This window comes from Pseudomonas sp. M47T1 (genome assembly GCF_000263855.1).
Taxonomy (GTDB): domain Bacteria; phylum Pseudomonadota; class Gammaproteobacteria; order Pseudomonadales; family Pseudomonadaceae; genus Aquipseudomonas.
Genome location: NZ_AJWX01000008.1, coordinates 85,587 through 101,108 on the forward strand (window position 1 = coordinate 85,587; position 15,522 = coordinate 101,108).

Annotated in this window: 14 protein-coding genes; 5 read left to right on the plus strand and 9 right to left on the minus strand. The window is 65.4% G+C overall.

All coding sequences use genetic code 11. The annotated features are described in order from the left end of the window. Nucleotides 1–100 precede the first annotated feature (100 nt). From urtA to PMM47T1_RS11255, 9 genes are all read right to left on the minus strand, one after another. Nucleotides 101–1,366, minus strand: a complete 1,266-nt coding sequence (gene urtA / locus PMM47T1_RS11215) for an urea ABC transporter substrate-binding protein (protein WP_008368667.1) — start codon at nt 1,364–1,366, stop codon at nt 101–103. A gap of 432 nt (nt 1,367–1,798) precedes the next feature. Then, nucleotides 1,799–2,083, minus strand: coding sequence for a DUF3077 domain-containing protein (locus PMM47T1_RS11220; RefSeq protein ID WP_157212983.1), 285 nt, complete (start codon nt 2,081–2,083; stop codon nt 1,799–1,801). Between the two features lie 387 nt (nt 2,084–2,470). Next, complete coding sequence (locus PMM47T1_RS11225) at nt 2,471–3,844, minus strand: PepSY-associated TM helix domain-containing protein (protein WP_008368671.1); 1,374 nt, start codon at nt 3,842–3,844, stop codon at nt 2,471–2,473. Nucleotides 3,845–3,902: 58 nt separating this feature from the next. Continuing rightward, complete coding sequence (locus tag PMM47T1_RS11230; protein WP_050990405.1) at nt 3,903–5,960, minus strand: TonB-dependent copper receptor; 2,058 nt, start codon at nt 5,958–5,960, stop codon at nt 3,903–3,905. Between the two features lie 91 nt (nt 5,961–6,051). Then, nucleotides 6,052–6,453 carry a DUF2946 domain-containing protein gene (locus tag PMM47T1_RS11235; protein WP_008368675.1) on the minus strand — a complete coding sequence of 134 codons (402 nt, stop codon included), beginning with the start codon at nt 6,451–6,453 and terminating at the stop codon, nt 6,052–6,054. Nucleotides 6,454–6,456: 3 nt separating this feature from the next. Beyond that, complete coding sequence (locus tag PMM47T1_RS11240) at nt 6,457–6,903, minus strand: copper chaperone PCu(A)C (RefSeq protein WP_008368676.1); 447 nt, start codon at nt 6,901–6,903, stop codon at nt 6,457–6,459. Nucleotides 6,904–7,077: 174 nt separating this feature from the next. Further along, nucleotides 7,078–7,788: a cobalt-precorrin-6A reductase gene (locus tag PMM47T1_RS11245; protein WP_008368678.1), complete on the minus strand. Its 711-nt coding sequence runs from the start codon at nt 7,786–7,788 to the stop codon at nt 7,078–7,080. Then, on the minus strand, nt 7,785–8,873 hold the full coding sequence (locus PMM47T1_RS11250; protein ID WP_008368680.1) for a cobalt-precorrin-5B (C(1))-methyltransferase: 1,089 nt from the start codon (nt 8,871–8,873) through the stop codon (nt 7,785–7,787). Before PMM47T1_RS11250 ends, PMM47T1_RS11245 begins: the two co-directional genes overlap by 4 nt. Then, nucleotides 8,866–10,077: a bifunctional cobalt-precorrin-7 (C(5))-methyltransferase/cobalt-precorrin-6B (C(15))-methyltransferase gene (locus PMM47T1_RS11255; RefSeq protein ID WP_008368682.1), complete on the minus strand. Its 1,212-nt coding sequence runs from the start codon at nt 10,075–10,077 to the stop codon at nt 8,866–8,868. The genes PMM47T1_RS11250 and PMM47T1_RS11255 overlap by 8 nt, the downstream gene beginning before the upstream one ends. 145 nt (nt 10,078–10,222) lie before the next feature. Between PMM47T1_RS11255 and cobG the strand changes: the two genes are divergently transcribed. The 5 genes from cobG (at nt 10,223) to PMM47T1_RS11280 (ending at nt 15,458) form a co-directional block, all read left to right on the plus strand. Next, nucleotides 10,223–11,503 (plus strand): precorrin-3B synthase, encoded by a 1,281-nt coding sequence (gene cobG / locus PMM47T1_RS11260; protein ID WP_008368684.1) that lies wholly within the window; start codon nt 10,223–10,225, stop codon nt 11,501–11,503. Further along, the gene (locus PMM47T1_RS11265) at nt 11,500–12,126 is read left to right on the plus strand and encodes a precorrin-8X methylmutase (RefSeq protein WP_008368686.1); all 627 of its coding nucleotides are present in this window, start codon (nt 11,500–11,502) and stop codon (nt 12,124–12,126) included. The genes cobG and PMM47T1_RS11265 overlap by 4 nt, the downstream gene beginning before the upstream one ends. Next, nucleotides 12,123–12,857, plus strand: coding sequence for a precorrin-2 C(20)-methyltransferase (locus tag PMM47T1_RS11270; protein ID WP_425224665.1), 735 nt, complete (start codon nt 12,123–12,125; stop codon nt 12,855–12,857). The genes PMM47T1_RS11265 and PMM47T1_RS11270 overlap by 4 nt, the downstream gene beginning before the upstream one ends. Then, the gene (gene cobJ / locus PMM47T1_RS11275) at nt 12,857–14,557 is read left to right on the plus strand and encodes a precorrin-3B C(17)-methyltransferase (protein ID WP_008368690.1); all 1,701 of its coding nucleotides are present in this window, start codon (nt 12,857–12,859) and stop codon (nt 14,555–14,557) included. Before PMM47T1_RS11270 ends, cobJ begins: the two co-directional genes overlap by 1 nt. A gap of 139 nt (nt 14,558–14,696) precedes the next feature. After that, the gene (locus PMM47T1_RS11280; RefSeq protein ID WP_008368692.1) at nt 14,697–15,458 is read left to right on the plus strand and encodes a hypothetical protein; all 762 of its coding nucleotides are present in this window, start codon (nt 14,697–14,699) and stop codon (nt 15,456–15,458) included. Nucleotides 15,459–15,522 lie beyond the last annotated feature (64 nt).

A 15,522-nucleotide genomic window follows, 5' to 3' on the forward strand; every position in this document is an offset into this window, starting at 1 on the left:
CTGTGTCCGCGAAGCAGGCACCGCAGTGTGCCTGGCACTGCGCGGTGTTTGGTTCGCGGACACGGTTTGCTCCTACAAGGGCTTTGCGTAAAGGCGGTACTTAATTGCTCTTCACTGCGTAGTCAGGCTTCTTGTCGTTACCCGGGATGTACGGGCTCCAGGGTTGGGCGCGGATTGGTTCCTTGGTTTGCCACACTACGTTGAACTGACCGTCGTCCTGAATCTCGCCGATCATCACCGGCTTGTGCAGGTGGTGGTTGGTCTTGTCCATGGTCAGGGTGAAGCCCGACGGCGCGGCGAAGGTCTGGCCGGCCATGGCTTCGCGCACTTTATCCACATCGGTGGACTTGGCTTTCTCGGCGGCCTGGGCCCACATGTGGATGCCCACGTAGGTGGCTTCCATCGGGTCGTTGGTTACCGCCTTGTCGGCGTTCGGCAGGTTGTGGGCCTTGGCGTAGGCCTTCCAGTCGGCGACAAACTTGGTGTTGACCGGGTTATCCACAGACTGGAAGTAGTTCCAGGCGGCCAGGTTGCCTACCAGAGGCTTGGTGTCGATGCCCAGCAGTTCCTGCTCGCCTACCGAGAAGGCCACTACCGGTACGTCGGTGGCTTTCAGGCCCTGGTTGGCCAGTTCCTTGTAGAAGGGCACGTTGGAGTCGCCGTTGACGGTGGAGATCACCGCGGTCTTGCCGCCGGCCGAGAATTTCTTGATGTTGGCGACAATGGTCTGGTAATCGGCGTGGCCGAACGGGGTGTAGACCTCTTCGATGTCGCTGTCCTTCACGCCTTTGGAGTGCAGGAAGGAACGCAGAATCTTGTTGGTGGTGCGTGGGTACACGTAGTCGGTGCCCAGCAGGAAGAAGCGCTTGGCGCTGCCGCCGTCTTCGCTCATCAGGTATTCCACCGCCGGGATGGCCTGCTGGTTAGGCGCCGCACCCGTGTAGAACACGTTAGGCGACATTTCCTCGCCTTCATATTGCACAGGGTAGAACAGCAAGCCGTTGAGTTCTTCGAACACCGGCAGCACCGACTTGCGCGACACCGAGGTCCAGCAGCCGAACACCACGGCGACCTTGTCCTGGGTCAGCAACTGGCGGGCCTTTTCAGCGAACAGCGGCCAGTTGGACGCCGGGTCCACGACCACGGGCTCAAGTTTTTTGCCATTGACGCCGCCCTTGGCGTTGATCTCGTCGATGGTCATCAGTGCCACGTCTTTCAACGAGGTTTCGGAAATTGCCATGGTGCCCGACAGCGAATGCAGAATACCGACCTTGATGGTCTCGGCGGCCTGGATGGTCCAGCTCATGCCCATGGCGGCGATGGACGCCGTGAGGGTAAACGCCTTGATCAAGCTACGACGCTTCATGGTGCAATCTCCATTACTTGAGTTTTTTTAGTGGGGCAGATGGCGACGCCTGTGGGGATGGTTGCAAGGGGTGTGCCGAAGTGGTGCGGCGCCGTGGGATGGCGCTTTGAGGGCGGTGGAGGTCGCACGGCTGCACCGGGCTGGTGCGCGTTTGGCGGGGTGGTGCGAGTGGGTGGGCGTTGCTGGTGCATTGCTAGCGGTGTTGCTGGCAATCGCCTCCCGCTACGTTGAGCTGAGGCAAGCACTGTGGGAGATTTTATGGTGTTGAGCAACCTGTGGGAGCGGGTTCTACCCGCGAAAAGAACGCCGCGAAGTATCTGAAACACCACGGCGCTCTCTTCGCGGGCAGAGCCCGCTCCCACAGTGTTCGTCTTGCTGACAAAGTTGCTGCTACAAATCCCGCGGCAGCAACTGTCATTGTGGGAGCTGCCCTCAGGCCGGGGGGCAGGCGTCTACCAGCGCTTTGGCGCTTTCAATCAGCGGCATGATTGCGCGGGCCAGCAGCTTGTCGCCGGTGGCATCGCTGTCGGCCACCTCATAGGCGATGGCGCCGGCGTAACCGAGCAGCAGGGAGGCGTGGAGCAGGGCGTCGTCGGGGTGCAGGCCTTGGCGGACGGTGAAGAGGGGGAGGTTGTCGCGGTCGCGGGGGCCGAACGGTTGGGTGTGGGTGCTGGGGATATCAAAACTCATGGAAGCATTCTCAAATGATGTGGACATGGCCCACTCTCCGCTTGCACACGGTTGGGTGGCAGCTGTTCGCAGGTGTGCAAGACCGGACCACATCACCTCCGGCAGGGTTGACCCCTCCCGCGAACAGCCGCCATGAGCATCATCGTGGCGTACGCCAGCGACGATTCTAACAGTTGCTGTTGATGTGGTTCAGGCTTGCACGCCCGGCCGCTGATTTCAGCGACCCGGGGAGGCTATCCCTGGTACGGAGTGAGCTCAAGTCAGACATTTCTGAAAATGACGTTACCTTGTAGGACGTTTTCGCAGCAACGCATTCTGATGCCGTGCAAACAAGGCCGACAACGCGAATCCCATAGGCCATGGCCTGTGAGACCCGCGCTGCCAGCCTTGTTCGCAGGTCTCCAGATTGGGTTGCTACGAGTGCACCGCGCTCGAGCTTGGAATACGCGCCAACGCCCACTCGATTGCCCACACCACCGCCAACGACACGCCCACCAGCGGAAACATCACCCCCAGCGCAATCATGATGCCGATCGCCACTTTCCATTTCGGCAGATCATGCCGCAACGGCGGCACCCCCAGTTGCCCCACGGGCCGGCGTTTCCACCACATGATCAGGCCGCTCGCCGAGCCCAGCAGGATCATCAGGCACACCAGCAGAATCGCGATCTGGTTGAACGGCCCGAACATCTTCCCTTCGTGCAGCATCACCCCAGCTTCGGTGGCGCGCGCGACGGGGCCGTAGTCTTTCCAGCCGACGTTGGCGAGCACTTCGCCGGTGTATTGGTCGACATGCAGGGTCGCGTCGTTGCGCGGGTCGTCGGCGAACACCGAGACGGTGAACACGCCGGTGTCGGTGGTTGGCAGGGTGATGCTGTAGCCCGGCTCAATCCGCTGCGTTGTGGCCAGATCGACCACCTGCTGCAGGCTGATCAATGGATCGGCCGGCATCTGCATGTGGCCGCCGTGGGCCATGTGCTCGGCATGGGCGCCGCCCGACATGGGCATCGGCGTGTTTTCCAGCGCCCACGGCACGGTCTGGCGGTTGGCTTTGTTCAACTCGCCCGCCTGCACGTCGGACTTGGGTACGTTGTCCCACATGGCGGCGGGGAAGGTATTCCACACCTGGGCGAATTGCTTGCCCCACAGGCCGGTCCAGGTCATGCCGCTGAGCAGCATCAACAGCAGAAAGGCCGAGCCCCAGAAGCCCAGCACGCCGTGCAGGTCGCGCCAGAACAGCCGGCCCCGCGCATTCAGGCGCGGCCACAGCACGCCTGCGCCGGCCTTGCCCCGCGGCCACCACAGGTACAGGCCCGACACCACCAGCACGATGCCCCAGCCTGCGGCCAGTTCCACCAGGCGGTCGCCGACTGTGCCGATCATCAGCTCGCCGTGCAGCGCGCGGGCGATGGCCTGCAGGTTGAGTTTGGCGTCCTGGTCGCCCAGCACCTCGCCGGTGTAGGGGTTGATGAACACGTTGAGTTCACGCCCCTTGGCGCTCAGCACGAACTGCGCGCTGCGGTCGGCGGCGGTGGCGGGCAGGTATTGGGTGATGCCGTCGTGGGGATAACGGCTGTGCACGCGCTGCATCAGTTCGTCGGCACTGAGGGTGTGCTCGGCGGGGGTGACGACCATCAGCGAGCGATACATCAGCGGGTCAAGCTGCGGCTTGAACAGGTAGATGATCCCGGTGATCGCCAGCAGGATCATGAAAGGGGCGACGAACAGCCCGGCGTAGAAGTGCCAGCGCCAGGCCAGGTTGTAGAAATTTGTAGTTGGCTTGCTCATCAGGGAGCGCTCCACGGTAGCAAAAGGCGGCGCGATCCAGGCGCGCCGCCGAAAGGGTTCAGAAGCTCAAATCAACCTTGGTCCACAAGGTGCGACCGGTTTCGTTCACGGCCTGCGGGTCGCTGGCCGGGTAGCCGAAACCGGCGTTGCCCGCCAGGTTCAGGTGTTCCGCATAGTTCTTGTTCAACAGGTTGTCGACGCCGGCGCTGACCTTCAGGTGCTGGTTGATGCGGTAGGCGCCATTGAGCGAGAACACGCCGAAGCCGGGGCTTTTCTCGTAGTCCTTGCCGACGACGTTGCCAGCGCCGATGTCCACGCGCTTCTGCGCGGCCACCAGGCGCCACAGCGCCCCGGCGCTCCAGTTGTCCTGGGCGTAGGTCAGGCCCAGGCGTGATTCCAGCGGCGGCATTTGCGGCAGGGCGCGGCCGTCGCTGCTGTTCTTGCCCCAGGCGTAGGCCAGGGTGGCGTCGGCTTTCCAGCGCTCGCTCAGCGTGTAGGCGGCGCCCAGTTCGCCGCCCATGATGCGGGCGTCGATGTTGCGGGCCTGGGAGCTGCCGCCGCTGTAGTCGAACAGGATGAAGTCGCGCACCTGGCCGACGTAGCCGGAGGCCCAGGCTTCCAGTTGTTCGGTCTTGTACTGCAGTCCGAAGTCCAGTTGCGTGGTTTTCTCCGGTTTCAGGTCGTGGAAGGCGTTGACCGCGCCGGGCCCGGAGGTGGGCGAGAACAGCTCCCAGTAATCCGGGAAGCGCTGCACATGGCCCAGGCCGATGTAGGTGGTGGCGGGGACTGCGGCCAGATCGTGCTCGTAACGCAGGAAGCCGCTGGGCAGCGTTTGTTCGCGAGTCTCATCGGCGGTGGGGTTGGCCACGGCGCTCATCCCGGAGCCCGTGGTCTGCCGATAGTCGCGCGCCTGGGCGCGGTCCATACGGGCGCCGCCGATGACACGGTCATTGCCGCTGGCGTACCAGGTCAGCTCACTGAAAACGCCCACATCCTGCATGTTCGCGTCTTTGCTGCGCGGCACGTCCTTGTAGGCGTCCACACCCATGGCGCTGCGCTTGCGGTGCTCGCTGGTCTGCGCGTCGATGCCGCTGAGCAGTTGCCAGTCGGCCCACTTCCAAGTGGCCTTGATGCGCGCGCCCAGGGTGCGGCGGTCGGGGTTGCTGGCCATGGGGCTGGCCATCATGCCAGTGCCGGACGGGGTGCGCAGGGTGTAGTTGTCCATCACGTGGTCGGCGTAGTTGTAGTAGACCTGGGCCTCGACCTTGTCCAGCACCTCGCCGATGTTGCTCTTCTCGAAACGCAGGCCCAGGCTTTCGCGCTTGAACTGGGTGCCGTCCATGCCGCGCCCGGCGTAGCGTGATTCACCATCGCCCTTGCCAGCTGTCAGTTCCAGCAAGGTGTCGGCGTCGGGCGTCCAGCCCAGGGCGACGTCGCCGTTCCATTTGTCCCAGCGCGACGGCACGGTATTGCCGTTGCCGTCCTTGTAGTCGTCGGACTGCGAGGTATTGCCGACGAAGCGTGCGTAACCGTCGGCGTTGCCCACGGCGGTATCCACCACCTTGTCGAATCGGCCGTTGGAGCCCGCCAGCAGGCTGGCATTGAAACGGCTGCCCAGCTCGCCGAAGTGCTCCGGCTCGCGCTCGAACAGGATGGTGCCGGCCGAGGCGCCCGGGCCCCACTGCACGGTTTGCGGCCCCTTGATCACGGTCAGGCGGTCGAAGGTTTCCGGCGAGATATAGGACGTTGGGGCGTCCATGCGGTTGGGGCAGGCGCCCAGCACGTTGCCGCCGTTGGTGAGGATGTTCAGGCGCGAGCCGAACATGCCGCGCAGCACTGGGTCGCCGTTGGTGCCGCCGCTGCGGATGGCGGAAAAGCCGGGGATGGTTTTCAGGTAATCGGCGCCGTCGCTGGCCGGTACCGGCTGGCGCGGGTCCTTGGGGTTGGTGACGATGGTGAGCGGCGAACTGGGGGCCACGGCGGTGATCACCGTGGGGCTCAGTTCCGTCGCGTCGAGGGCAGTGGCGGCGAATGTGGCCGGTGACAAAAGGGTGCCGCACAGGGCAGCGGCGGTCCGCTTGGGGGACCGCAAAAAGGCAGGGGTAGACCTGGACATGAATATTCCAACTTCGATTAGTCACAAAGGCACGGGCAAGCGCCCACCGCTGTCTTGTGGCAGCGTGACGGGGCCTGGCGTGATGTTTGGGCTAGATGAAGCGGCTGGCGGGCGGGGCGCGCGTCAGGGCGCCAGGGAATATCGCCTGGCGGGCGTGGCCTTGCAGGGTAGGGGGCACCAGCCCGGCCACGGTGAGCGGTGTGCCCAGGGGCAGGTAGTCCGGCGTGCCGGGCAGCGCGGGGGTGTGGAAGAACAGGCTGCAATAGCCGCATTTTTCCCAGATAGGGTGCAGCGAGGGGTCGCCATGATGGCTGCCCATGTCCATGCCGGGCATGTCCATGGACATTTCCATGGGCATGGCGCGGTCGTGGTCCATCGGCATCGACTGAGAGATCAGCGGGCCGATGAACATCATCAGCATGGCGAACAGGCTCAGCCAGGTCGCCCGTTGGGCGGCCGGGGTGCGGGACCTGTGGCGCACATGCAGTTTCATGGTTTAGGGCGCGGCAACCGGGGCTTGCTTGAGCACGTCCACCTGTACGGTGATGTCCCCGGCCTTCTGGAAGTGCAGGGTTAGCGCAAAGTGGCCACCCTCGGTCAGCTGGCTGCGGTCGCTGGGGTTGATCAGCATCACGTGATAACCCATGGGCTGAAAGGTGGCCTGCTCGCCGGCGCCGATGTTCACGGCTTCCACGGGGGCCATCTTCATCATGCCGTCGCTGTCCATGTGTTGATGGATCTCGGCGGTATCGGCAATGGGGCTTTTGGCGCTCAACAGCCGGTCGGCAGCGTTGCCGTCGTTGCGAATGGTGAAGTAGGCGGCAACGGTGGGGGCATTGGGCGGCAGTTCCTGCGACCAGGCTTGCAGCACCTGAATGTCCCGGGCCTGGGCCATGAAGGCGGGCAGCAGCAGGGTCAACGCTAACAGCACTTTCTTGAGCATGGTGGATATCCATGAGCAGCGTGTGGGGTGACGGCGGAGGGATTATCCACGATAGTCCCGCCTCGCGCAGCCCCTGTAGCCGCTGCCGCCAGGCTTCGCTGGCCGGGGTGTGCGCTGGGGATTTTCAGTGAGCTAAAGGGCCAGCGCAGCCTTCGGCAGCGGCTACAGGTTTGTTCACAGGGATTGCAGCAACGTGGGGACACAATTGAATTCCCGATCGGCAAGCGGTAGAAGCGGGCGGGCCAGAATCAATACGGGGGTGCCCCTCTCGCGTGCCACCTCAAGCTTGGGCTCAGTGGCTGAACTGCCGCTGTTCTTGCTGATCAGCACGTCGATCTGCCGTCGCTGAAACAGTGCCCGCTCATCCTCGATGTGGAATGGCCCTCGGGCGCCGATCACCTCGCAGCGTTCATTGCCTGCGCAGCTGTCCAGGGCACGCAGTGTCCAGAACTGCTCGTCGGGAATCTCGTGCAAATGCTGCAATGGCTCGCGCCCCAGGGTGAACAACGGTCGCTTGAACGGCCGCAGCGCCTCGATCAACGCCGGCCAGCCATCGAATTCACGCCAGTCATCACCCGCCTGCGCTTGCCACGCCGGCCTGCGCAGGGCCCAGCAGGGAATGCCGGCCAGCGAAGCCGCCAGCACGGCATTGGCGCTGATTTGCGCAGCATAGGGATGAGTGGCGTCGATCAGCAGGGTAATGCCTTCGGCGCGCATGAACGCGGCCAGCAGCTCGGCACCGCCGTAGCCACCAACGCGCACCTGGCAGCGCAGGTCGGTCGGCACGCGACCCACACCGGCCAGGCTGTAGATGTGTTCGGGGCCCAGCGTGCGGGCAATCGCCAGCGCCTCGGTGACGCCGCCCAGCAACAAAATGCGTTTCATCGCGCTTCCCCGACAATACCGCCGACCCGGTCGATGGCGAACACTTCCACCTGCACCTGGGCAGGCACCACGCTGCGGGCAAAGACCAGGGCGTGACGGCATACCTCATCACCCAGCGCGATACCCACCGCACTGGCCATGGCCAGTGCCTGCTGGCTAGTGTTGGCGCAGCGAATGGCGGTTTGCAGGGACTCATCGGCGCCGATGTCAGCGGCCCACTGCGCCAGTTGTTCAAGGTTGATGCTGGAATGGCGGCTGTGCAGGTCCATGTGCCCGGCAGCCAGCTTGCTGATTTTGCCGAAGCCGCCGCACAGGCTGAGTTTATCCACAGGCACCTTGCGCAAATGCTTGAGCACGGCGCCGACGAAATCGCCCATCTCGATCAGGGCGATTTCCGGCAGGTCGTACACCCGGCGCATGGTGTCTTCGCTGGCGTTGCCGGTGCAGGCGGCGATGTGCATGAAGCCGTTGGTGGTGGCCACGTCGATGCCCTGGTGGATCGAGGCGATGTAGGCCGCGCAGGAAAACGGCCGCACGATGCCGCTGGTGCCCAGAATCGACAGCCCGCCGAGGATGCCCAGGCGTGGGTTCATGGTTTTCAGCGCGAGGGCGGCGCCGTCCTGCACGTTGACGGTTACTTCGAAACCGCCGACATAGGCGCACTCAACCGCCAGCGCCGTGAGGTGCTCGGTGATCATGCGCCGCGGCACCGGGTTGATGGCCGGCTCGCCCACGCCCAGTACCAGGCCGGGGCGCGTCACGGTGCCTACGCCGCTGCCGGCCACGAAGCGAATGCCCGCCTGGGGTAGCAGTCGTACGCGGGAGTAGAGTAGGGCGCCATGGGTCACGTCCGGGTCATCGCCGGCATCCTTCAGGGTGCCAGCCTCGGCGCCGTCTTCGTGCAGGCGGCAGAACTCCAGGCGCATCTCAACCTGCTTGCCCTTGGGCAGGGTGATTTGCGCGGCGTCCAGCACCTGGCCGGTCAGCAGCAGGCGCGCAGCTGCCAGGCTGGTGGCGGTGGCGCAACTGCCGGTAGTCAGGCCGCTGCGCAGGGGCGCGGGTTGTTCGGCGGTTTCGTCACGCATCAAGGGGTTTGACCAGTTCCAGCAGGGTGATGGGCAGCGCCTGGCGCCAGGTGTCGAACTCGCCCAGCGGCTGCGCCTGGGCCACGTGGATGCGGGTCAGGTCGCCGCCGTGCAGTTCGCGCCAGTGGGCCAGGGCCAGCTCGCTTTGCAGGGTGACGGCGTTGGCTACCAGGCGGCCGCCGGGCTTGAGCTGCTGCCAGCAGGCCTGGAACACGCCTTCGCGGGTCACGCCGCCGCCGATGAAGATCGCGTCCGGGCGCTCCAGGCCTTCCAGTGCCTGGGGCGCGCGGCCGCGTATCAGTTGCAGGCCGGGCACGCCCAGGGTGTCGCGGTTGTGTTCGATCAATTGCTGACGGCCGTCATCGCTTTCGATGGCCAGGGTGCGGCAACTGGGGTGTGTGCGCATCCATTCGATGCCGATCGAACCGCTGCCAGCGCCCACGTCCCACAGCAACTCGCCGGGCTGCGGGGCCAGGCGGGCGAGGGTGATGGCGCGCACGTCACGTTTGGTGATCTGGCCGTCGTGGCGGAAGGCACTGTCGGGCAAGCCGGCCAGGCGCGACAGGCGCGGGGTGTCGACCGCGGCGCGGCAGTCAATGGCCACTACGTTGAGGTCGGCTACTGGCGCTTCGGGGCAATCGGCGGCGGTAAAGCACAGGCGCCGCTCGGCAGGGCCGCCCAGATGCTCCAGCACGGTCATCGGGCTGTCACCATAGCCTTGCTCGCGCAGCAGTCGTGCGATGGCGGCGGGGCTGTGGCCGTCGTTGCTCAGCACCAGCAGGCGCACGCCGTTGGCCAGTTGCGCATTCAGCGCGGCCACCGGGCGCGCCACCACCGACAGGCTGGTTACGTCCTGCAGCGGCCAGCCCAGGCGGGCCGCTGCCAGCGACAGGGAAGACGGTGCCGGGTGAATCAGCAACTCTTCCTCGGGTACCTGGCGCGCCAGGCTGGCGCCCACGCCGAACAGCATCGGGTCGCCGCTGGCCAGCACGCACACCGCAGTGCCACGCAATGCCAGTACCGGTGCCAGGGAAAACGGGCTGGGCCATTGCAGCCGCTCGGCACCGATGCAGTGGGGCAACAGCTCGAGCTGGCGCGGGCTGCCGACAATACGTGCGGCGTTGAGCAGGGCGTGGCGCGCGGACTTGCCGAGGCCGGGGTAACCGTCCTCGCCAATCCCCACGATAGTCAGCCAGGGTGACATGAATCTTCCTCATAACCAGCTAATCCGACCGGCAGGCTTTTCATGCGCTCGGACAAAGCAGGCATAATACCGCGCCTTCTACACTCACAACGCCTTTTCACGATTGCCGGACGCCGCATTGACCGCACCTCAGCCCCCCCGCTCCATGAAGGAGCCGATCCGCCCCTCGGCCTGCCCGGGGTTGTTGCGCATCGTCCAGGCGCTGGACGGCGGCATTTGCCGCATCAAGCTGGCCGGTGGTGAGCTGAGCGCCGAGCAGGCGCGGGCCGTAGCCCATGCGGCCGAGCACTTTGCCGGCGGCGTGATCGAGGCCACCAACCGCGCCAACCTCCAGATCCGCGGCATCACCGGCTCGCACCCGGCCATGCTGGAAGGTCTGCTGGCCGCAGGGCTTGGCCCGCGCAGCAGCGGCGGCGACGATGTGCGCAACCTGATGCTCAGCCCCAGCGCCGGCATCGACCCGCACATGCAGTTCGACACCCGGCCCCTGGCCGAGCAGATTCTGCACAGTTTGCAACACCGTGAGCGCCTGCATGAGTTGTCGGCCAAGTTCGCGGTGTTGCTGGACGGCGGCGAAGCCCTGGCCATGCACGAACATGCTCACGACCTGTGGCTGGCGCCGCTACTGCTCGATGGCGAGACCTGGCTGGGCTTCGGCCTGGCCGGTTGCCCGGGCACGGCATTGGCGGCGGTACCGTTGCAGCAGGGGCATGCCTTGGCAATCGCGGTGCTGGAGCGCTTCCTCGACCTGGCCAGCCCGGAGCAGACGCGCATGCGCCATGTGCTGGGGACGGTCAGCGCCGAGGATTTCATTGCGCCGCTGGCGGTAACCCTGCGCTTGGGGCCGTTTGCAATCAACAAGGCGGGCACGGACCGCCTGGGTACTTATCCGCAGCGCCAGGCGGGCAAGGTGTTCGTCGGTGCCGCCCCGCCCTTGGGGCGCTTGGGTCCGCCGATGCTGCGTGACCTGGCCCGACTGGCCGAGCAGCACGGCGACGGCACGTTGAGGCTGACGCCCTGGCAAAGCGTGATAGTGCCCAACGTCGACACCCAGTGCGCCCCCCGGCTGACGGCCGCGCTTGATGCCTTGGGGCTGCTGTGCAGCGCCGCCGAACCCTTGGCGCACCTGGTTGCCTGCACCGGCAGCGACGGCTGCAAGAAAGGCCTGGCCGACACCAAGGCCGACGCGCGCCTGCTGGCCACCTTGTTGCCCCACCCGCAAGCCGTGCACCTGAGCGGCTGCCCCCGATCCTGCGCCGCCGCCCATGTGGCGCCGGCGACCCTGCTGGCCACCTCGGCCGGCCATTACGACCTGTATCTGCGTGACGCCGGGCAACCGGGCTTCGGTGCCCTGCGCGCGCGCAACCTAGACTTGCACGCCGCCAGTGACTTGCTGGCCCGCCTGCCCACGGAGCAACACCGATGATTGATTACATCCGCGACGGTCAGGAGATCTATCGCAACTCCTTCGCCATCATTCGCGCGGAGGCCGACCTGAGCGGCATTCCCGCCGACCTGGAAAAACTCGCGGTGCGAGTCATCCACGCCTGCGGCCTGGTGGACGTGGTGCAGTACCTGCGTTTCTCCCCCGGTGCCGGCAAGGCCGGCCGCGAGGCCCTGGCCAAGGGCGCGCCGATCCTGTGCGACGCGCGCATGGTGGCCGAGGGCATCACCCGCGCCCGCCTGCCGGCCAACAACGAAGTGATCTGCACCCTGCGCGATGAAAGCGTGCCGGCGCTGGCCCAGGAACTGGGCAATACCCGTTCGGCCGTGGCCCTGGAACTGTGGCGCCCGCACCTGGAAGGCGCGGTGGTGGTCATCGGCAACGCGCCGACGGCGCTGTTCTACCTGCTGGAAATGATCGACGCCGGCGCACCCAAGCCCGCGCTGATCCTGGGCTTCCCGGTAGGCTTCGTCGGTGCGGCGGAGTCCAAGGCCATGCTGGCCGCCGACAGCCGCGGCATCCCCTTCGTGATCGTCGAAGGTCGCCGCGGCGGCAGCGCCATGGCGTCGGCGGCGGTCAACGCGCTGGCCACGGAGGTCGAATGATGCAGGCTCGCGGACGTTTGCTGGGGCTGGGCGTAGGCCCGGGCGATCCGGAACTGATCACGGTCAAGGCCCTGCGCCTGCTGCGTGAGTCGCCCGTGGTGGCGTACTTCGTGGCCAAGGGCAAGAAGGGCAACGCTTTCGGCATCATCGAAGGCCACCTCCAACAGGCCCAGACCCTGTTGCCGCTGGTGTACCCGGTGACCACCGAGGCGCTGCCTGCGCCGTTGTCCTATGAACAGGTCATCAGCGACTTCTACGACACCGCCGCTGTCGATGTGGCTGCGCACCTGGACGCCGGCCGCGACGTGGCGGTGATCTGTGAAGGTGACCCGATGTTCTACGGCTCCTACATGTACCTGCACGACCGCCTGGCCGAGCGCTACGAGGCCCAGGTGATCCCGGGCGTGTGCTCAATGCTCGGTGGCGCCTCGGTGCTGGGCGCGCCACTGGTGTATCGCAACCAGAGCCTGTCGGTGCTGTCGGGCGTACTGCCTCATGAAGAACTCAAGCGCCGCCTGGCGGACGCCGACGCAGCAGTGATCATGAAGCTGGGCCGCAACTTTCCCAAGGTACGTGACGTGCTGGCCGAGCTGGGCCTGGCCGAGCGCGCGCTGTACGTGGAGCGCGCGACCATGGCTAACCAGAAGATCGTGCCCATCGACCAGGTGGACCCGACTTCGTCGCCGTACTTCTCGCTGATCATTGTGCCGGGCGAAAGGTGGCAGGGTTGATGAATTCCAACGCTTGCGCCATTGTCATCCTCGGCAATGGCAGCCTGGCCACGGCCAGACGCATTCAGCACATCTACCCCGATGCAGTGATCCACGGCCTGGCCGGACGGGTAGAAGGCGCCGATCGCGTTTATTCCGACTTCGGCGCCCTGATGCGCCAGCTGTATCAGCAGGACACACCTCTCATTGCCCTATGCGCCGCCGGCATCGTGATTCGTTGCCTGGCCAGCGTGCTGTTGGACAAGGGTGCCGAGCCGCCAGTGCTGGCCGTGGCCGAAGACGGTAGCGCGGTAGTGCCGTTGCTGGGCGGCCTGGGCGGGGTGAACGTCATGGCCCGGCAGTTGGGCGCCGGCCTGGGTGTGGCTGCGGCCATCACCACCAGCGGTGAACTGCGTTTCGGCACTTGCCTGCTCAACCCGCCCAGCGGCTATGCCCTGGGCGACCTGGAACTGGGCAAGCGCTTCGTCAGCGACTTGCTGGCCGGTGAGCCCGTGCGCATCGAAGGCGCCGCGCCCTGGCTGGCCGAGGCCAGGCTGCCGGAAGATGAACACGCGCAGTTAGCCATTCACGTGGGTTGCACGGCTCGTGAGCCGTCGGCCAATGAGTTGCTGATCTACCCGAAAAATGTGCTGGTGGCGGTGGATGCCGGGCTGGCGGACATTGCTGGCAGCGTGCGTGCGGCCTTGCATGACGCGCGCATTGCCTTGCCATCGCTGGCCTGCCTGTTGGCCTGCGATACGCAAATGGCCAACCCTGCGCTGCGCGACGCTGCCCGGGAGCTGGGCGTGGCCATGCGCTTCGCAGCGCCGGCTGGCAGCGTCCGAGAACTGGCGGAGCGTGCCGTGCCGCAACTGCTGCCAGCGCTTGGCGTAAGCCCGCAATTGGCGATCGTGGTGGCCAAGCAGCCGCTGGACGTCGCGCACATTGGCCGCGAGCGCGGCCGCCTGGCCGTGATCGGCCTGGGCCCGGGCGCTGCCGAGCTGATGGTGCCGGCGGTGAAGGCCGAACTGGCGCGCGCCAACGATATCCTCGGCTACGAAACCTACGTGCGCATGGCCGGGCCGTTCCGCCCCGACCAGGTGATGCACTGCACCGACAACCGCGAAGAGATGCAGCGCGCCCGTCACGCTTTCGAACTGGCCGCCCAAGGCCGTTCGGTGGTGGTGGTTTCATCCGGTGATCCTGGCGTGTTCGCCATGGCCGCTGCGGTGCTGGAGGCGTTGCACGAGTCCAGCGATGCGGCGTGGCACAACGTCGAGCTTGAGATACTGCCGGGTGTCTCGGCGTCCCTGGCCACGGCTGCCCAGGCCGGGGCTCCGCTGGGGCACGACTTCTGCGTGATGTCCCTGTCGGACAACCTCAAGCCCTGGGATATCATCGAAAAACGCCTGGACCTGGCCTGCCAGGCCGACCTGGCCTTGGCGTTCTACAACCCCATCTCGCGCTCGCGTCCCTGGCAGCTGGGCCGTGCCCTGGAGATCGTGCGCCAGCACCGCAGCCCCAAAACCCCCGTGGTGCTGGGCCGCGATATCGGCCGCCCTGGCCAGACCCTGCGCACCATCACCTTGGGTGAACTGACGCCTGAGCAGGTGGACATGCGCACCATGGTGCTGGTGGGTTCGTCCACCACCTGCGCGTTCCCGCGCGCCGAAGGCGGCAGCTGGGTGTACACCCCGCGCTGGTACGGCCAAAAACCCTGAACCTCGGCCCGGCAACCTGCCCAGGCAGGTCGCCGGAGCTTGCCGGTAGGACGTTTCCCCGTTCCCTGAAAAGCCCCACGTCATTAACGTGTCGTGCATCAAGTTCACGCCGAACTTGCTTCATGAAAAGGGAATTGTCATGGATAAAATCACCATTGTTTCCAAGCCGCAACGGTTGGCCATGCTGCGCGCGTTCCACAGCGAAGACGATGCCCTGCCGCGGGCCGTTACCAGCCAGGATGAGTCCGCTGCCGTGGTGGCAAACGGGTTGCTGGCGTTTACCAAGGGCGTCAGCCGCGCCTACCGGCAGGACATCAAGAACGCCTACCTTTACGCAACCATGGCTGCCGACAACAAGTACGGTTCCTACGCTGCTGGTGAGGACTGGTACAAGGCGTTTTGCCAGGTGATGGCGCTGGCGGGTTGGGTTGCCAAAGACATGTCCTATCGCGCTTATACCTCAAGGGAAAAGCACCTGAGCATGGAGAAGGTTGCCGTCGAAATACTCAAGGGCGCAATCATCAGTGCGGCAATGGGCCCGGCAGGCACGCTTGAAGCCCTGGAGTCGGCGCGCAAGGCGGTGGCTGTGGTGGCCAGTGAAGATTCCGCACTCAAGTTGTTTGACAGCAGTGCCAAGACCGACAGTGGCGCCAACTTCGGCATCGGCAGCGTGGTGGAAGAAGACGGTGACGTTTGCATGGCGCTGGCCATGGTCCAGTACACCGGCCATGAGAACGCAACCAGCGTTTTGTTCACCAACTGGGACAGCTCCAGCCTGAAAATCTATCAGGCCAAGACGGTGTTCTGGATGGATGAAATCGGCGTGGAGGACTCCCGCGATCTGATCAGGGAAAAACTTGGCGAAGCCCGCAAGCGCAAAATGGCCGAATTCGCCATTTGACGGACGTATGCGCAGGCGTCCGGAGGGTGCCTGCCCATTCAGTGTGCTGGCCTGTACAAGGAGT

Excerpts from the sequence above, each read along its gene's own strand:
- urtA (WP_008368667.1), bottom strand. The coding sequence starts at position 1,366 with ATGAAGCGTCGTAGCTTGATCAAGGCGTTTACCCTCACGGCGTCCATC.
- PMM47T1_RS11220 (WP_157212983.1), bottom strand. The coding sequence starts at position 2,083 with ATGTCCACATCATTTGAGAATGCTTCCATGAGTTTTGATATCCCCAGC.
- PMM47T1_RS11225 (WP_008368671.1), bottom strand. The coding sequence starts at position 3,844 with ATGAGCAAGCCAACTACAAATTTCTACAACCTGGCCTGGCGCTGGCAC.
- PMM47T1_RS11230 (WP_050990405.1), bottom strand. The coding sequence starts at position 5,960 with ATGTCCAGGTCTACCCCTGCCTTTTTGCGGTCCCCCAAGCGGACCGCC.
- PMM47T1_RS11235 (WP_008368675.1), bottom strand. The coding sequence starts at position 6,453 with ATGAAACTGCATGTGCGCCACAGGTCCCGCACCCCGGCCGCCCAACGG.
- PMM47T1_RS11240 (WP_008368676.1), bottom strand. The coding sequence starts at position 6,903 with ATGCTCAAGAAAGTGCTGTTAGCGTTGACCCTGCTGCTGCCCGCCTTC.
- PMM47T1_RS11245 (WP_008368678.1), bottom strand. The coding sequence starts at position 7,788 with ATGAAACGCATTTTGTTGCTGGGCGGCGTCACCGAGGCGCTGGCGATT.
- PMM47T1_RS11250 (WP_008368680.1), bottom strand. The coding sequence starts at position 8,873 with ATGCGTGACGAAACCGCCGAACAACCCGCGCCCCTGCGCAGCGGCCTG.
- PMM47T1_RS11255 (WP_008368682.1), bottom strand. The coding sequence starts at position 10,077 with ATGTCACCCTGGCTGACTATCGTGGGGATTGGCGAGGACGGTTACCCC.
- cobG (WP_008368684.1), top strand. The coding sequence starts at position 10,223 with ATGAAGGAGCCGATCCGCCCCTCGGCCTGCCCGGGGTTGTTGCGCATC.
- PMM47T1_RS11265 (WP_008368686.1), top strand. The coding sequence starts at position 11,500 with ATGATTGATTACATCCGCGACGGTCAGGAGATCTATCGCAACTCCTTC.
- PMM47T1_RS11270 (WP_425224665.1), top strand. The coding sequence starts at position 12,123 with ATGATGCAGGCTCGCGGACGTTTGCTGGGGCTGGGCGTAGGCCCGGGC.
- cobJ (WP_008368690.1), top strand. The coding sequence starts at position 12,857 with ATGAATTCCAACGCTTGCGCCATTGTCATCCTCGGCAATGGCAGCCTG.
- PMM47T1_RS11280 (WP_008368692.1), top strand. The coding sequence starts at position 14,697 with ATGGATAAAATCACCATTGTTTCCAAGCCGCAACGGTTGGCCATGCTG.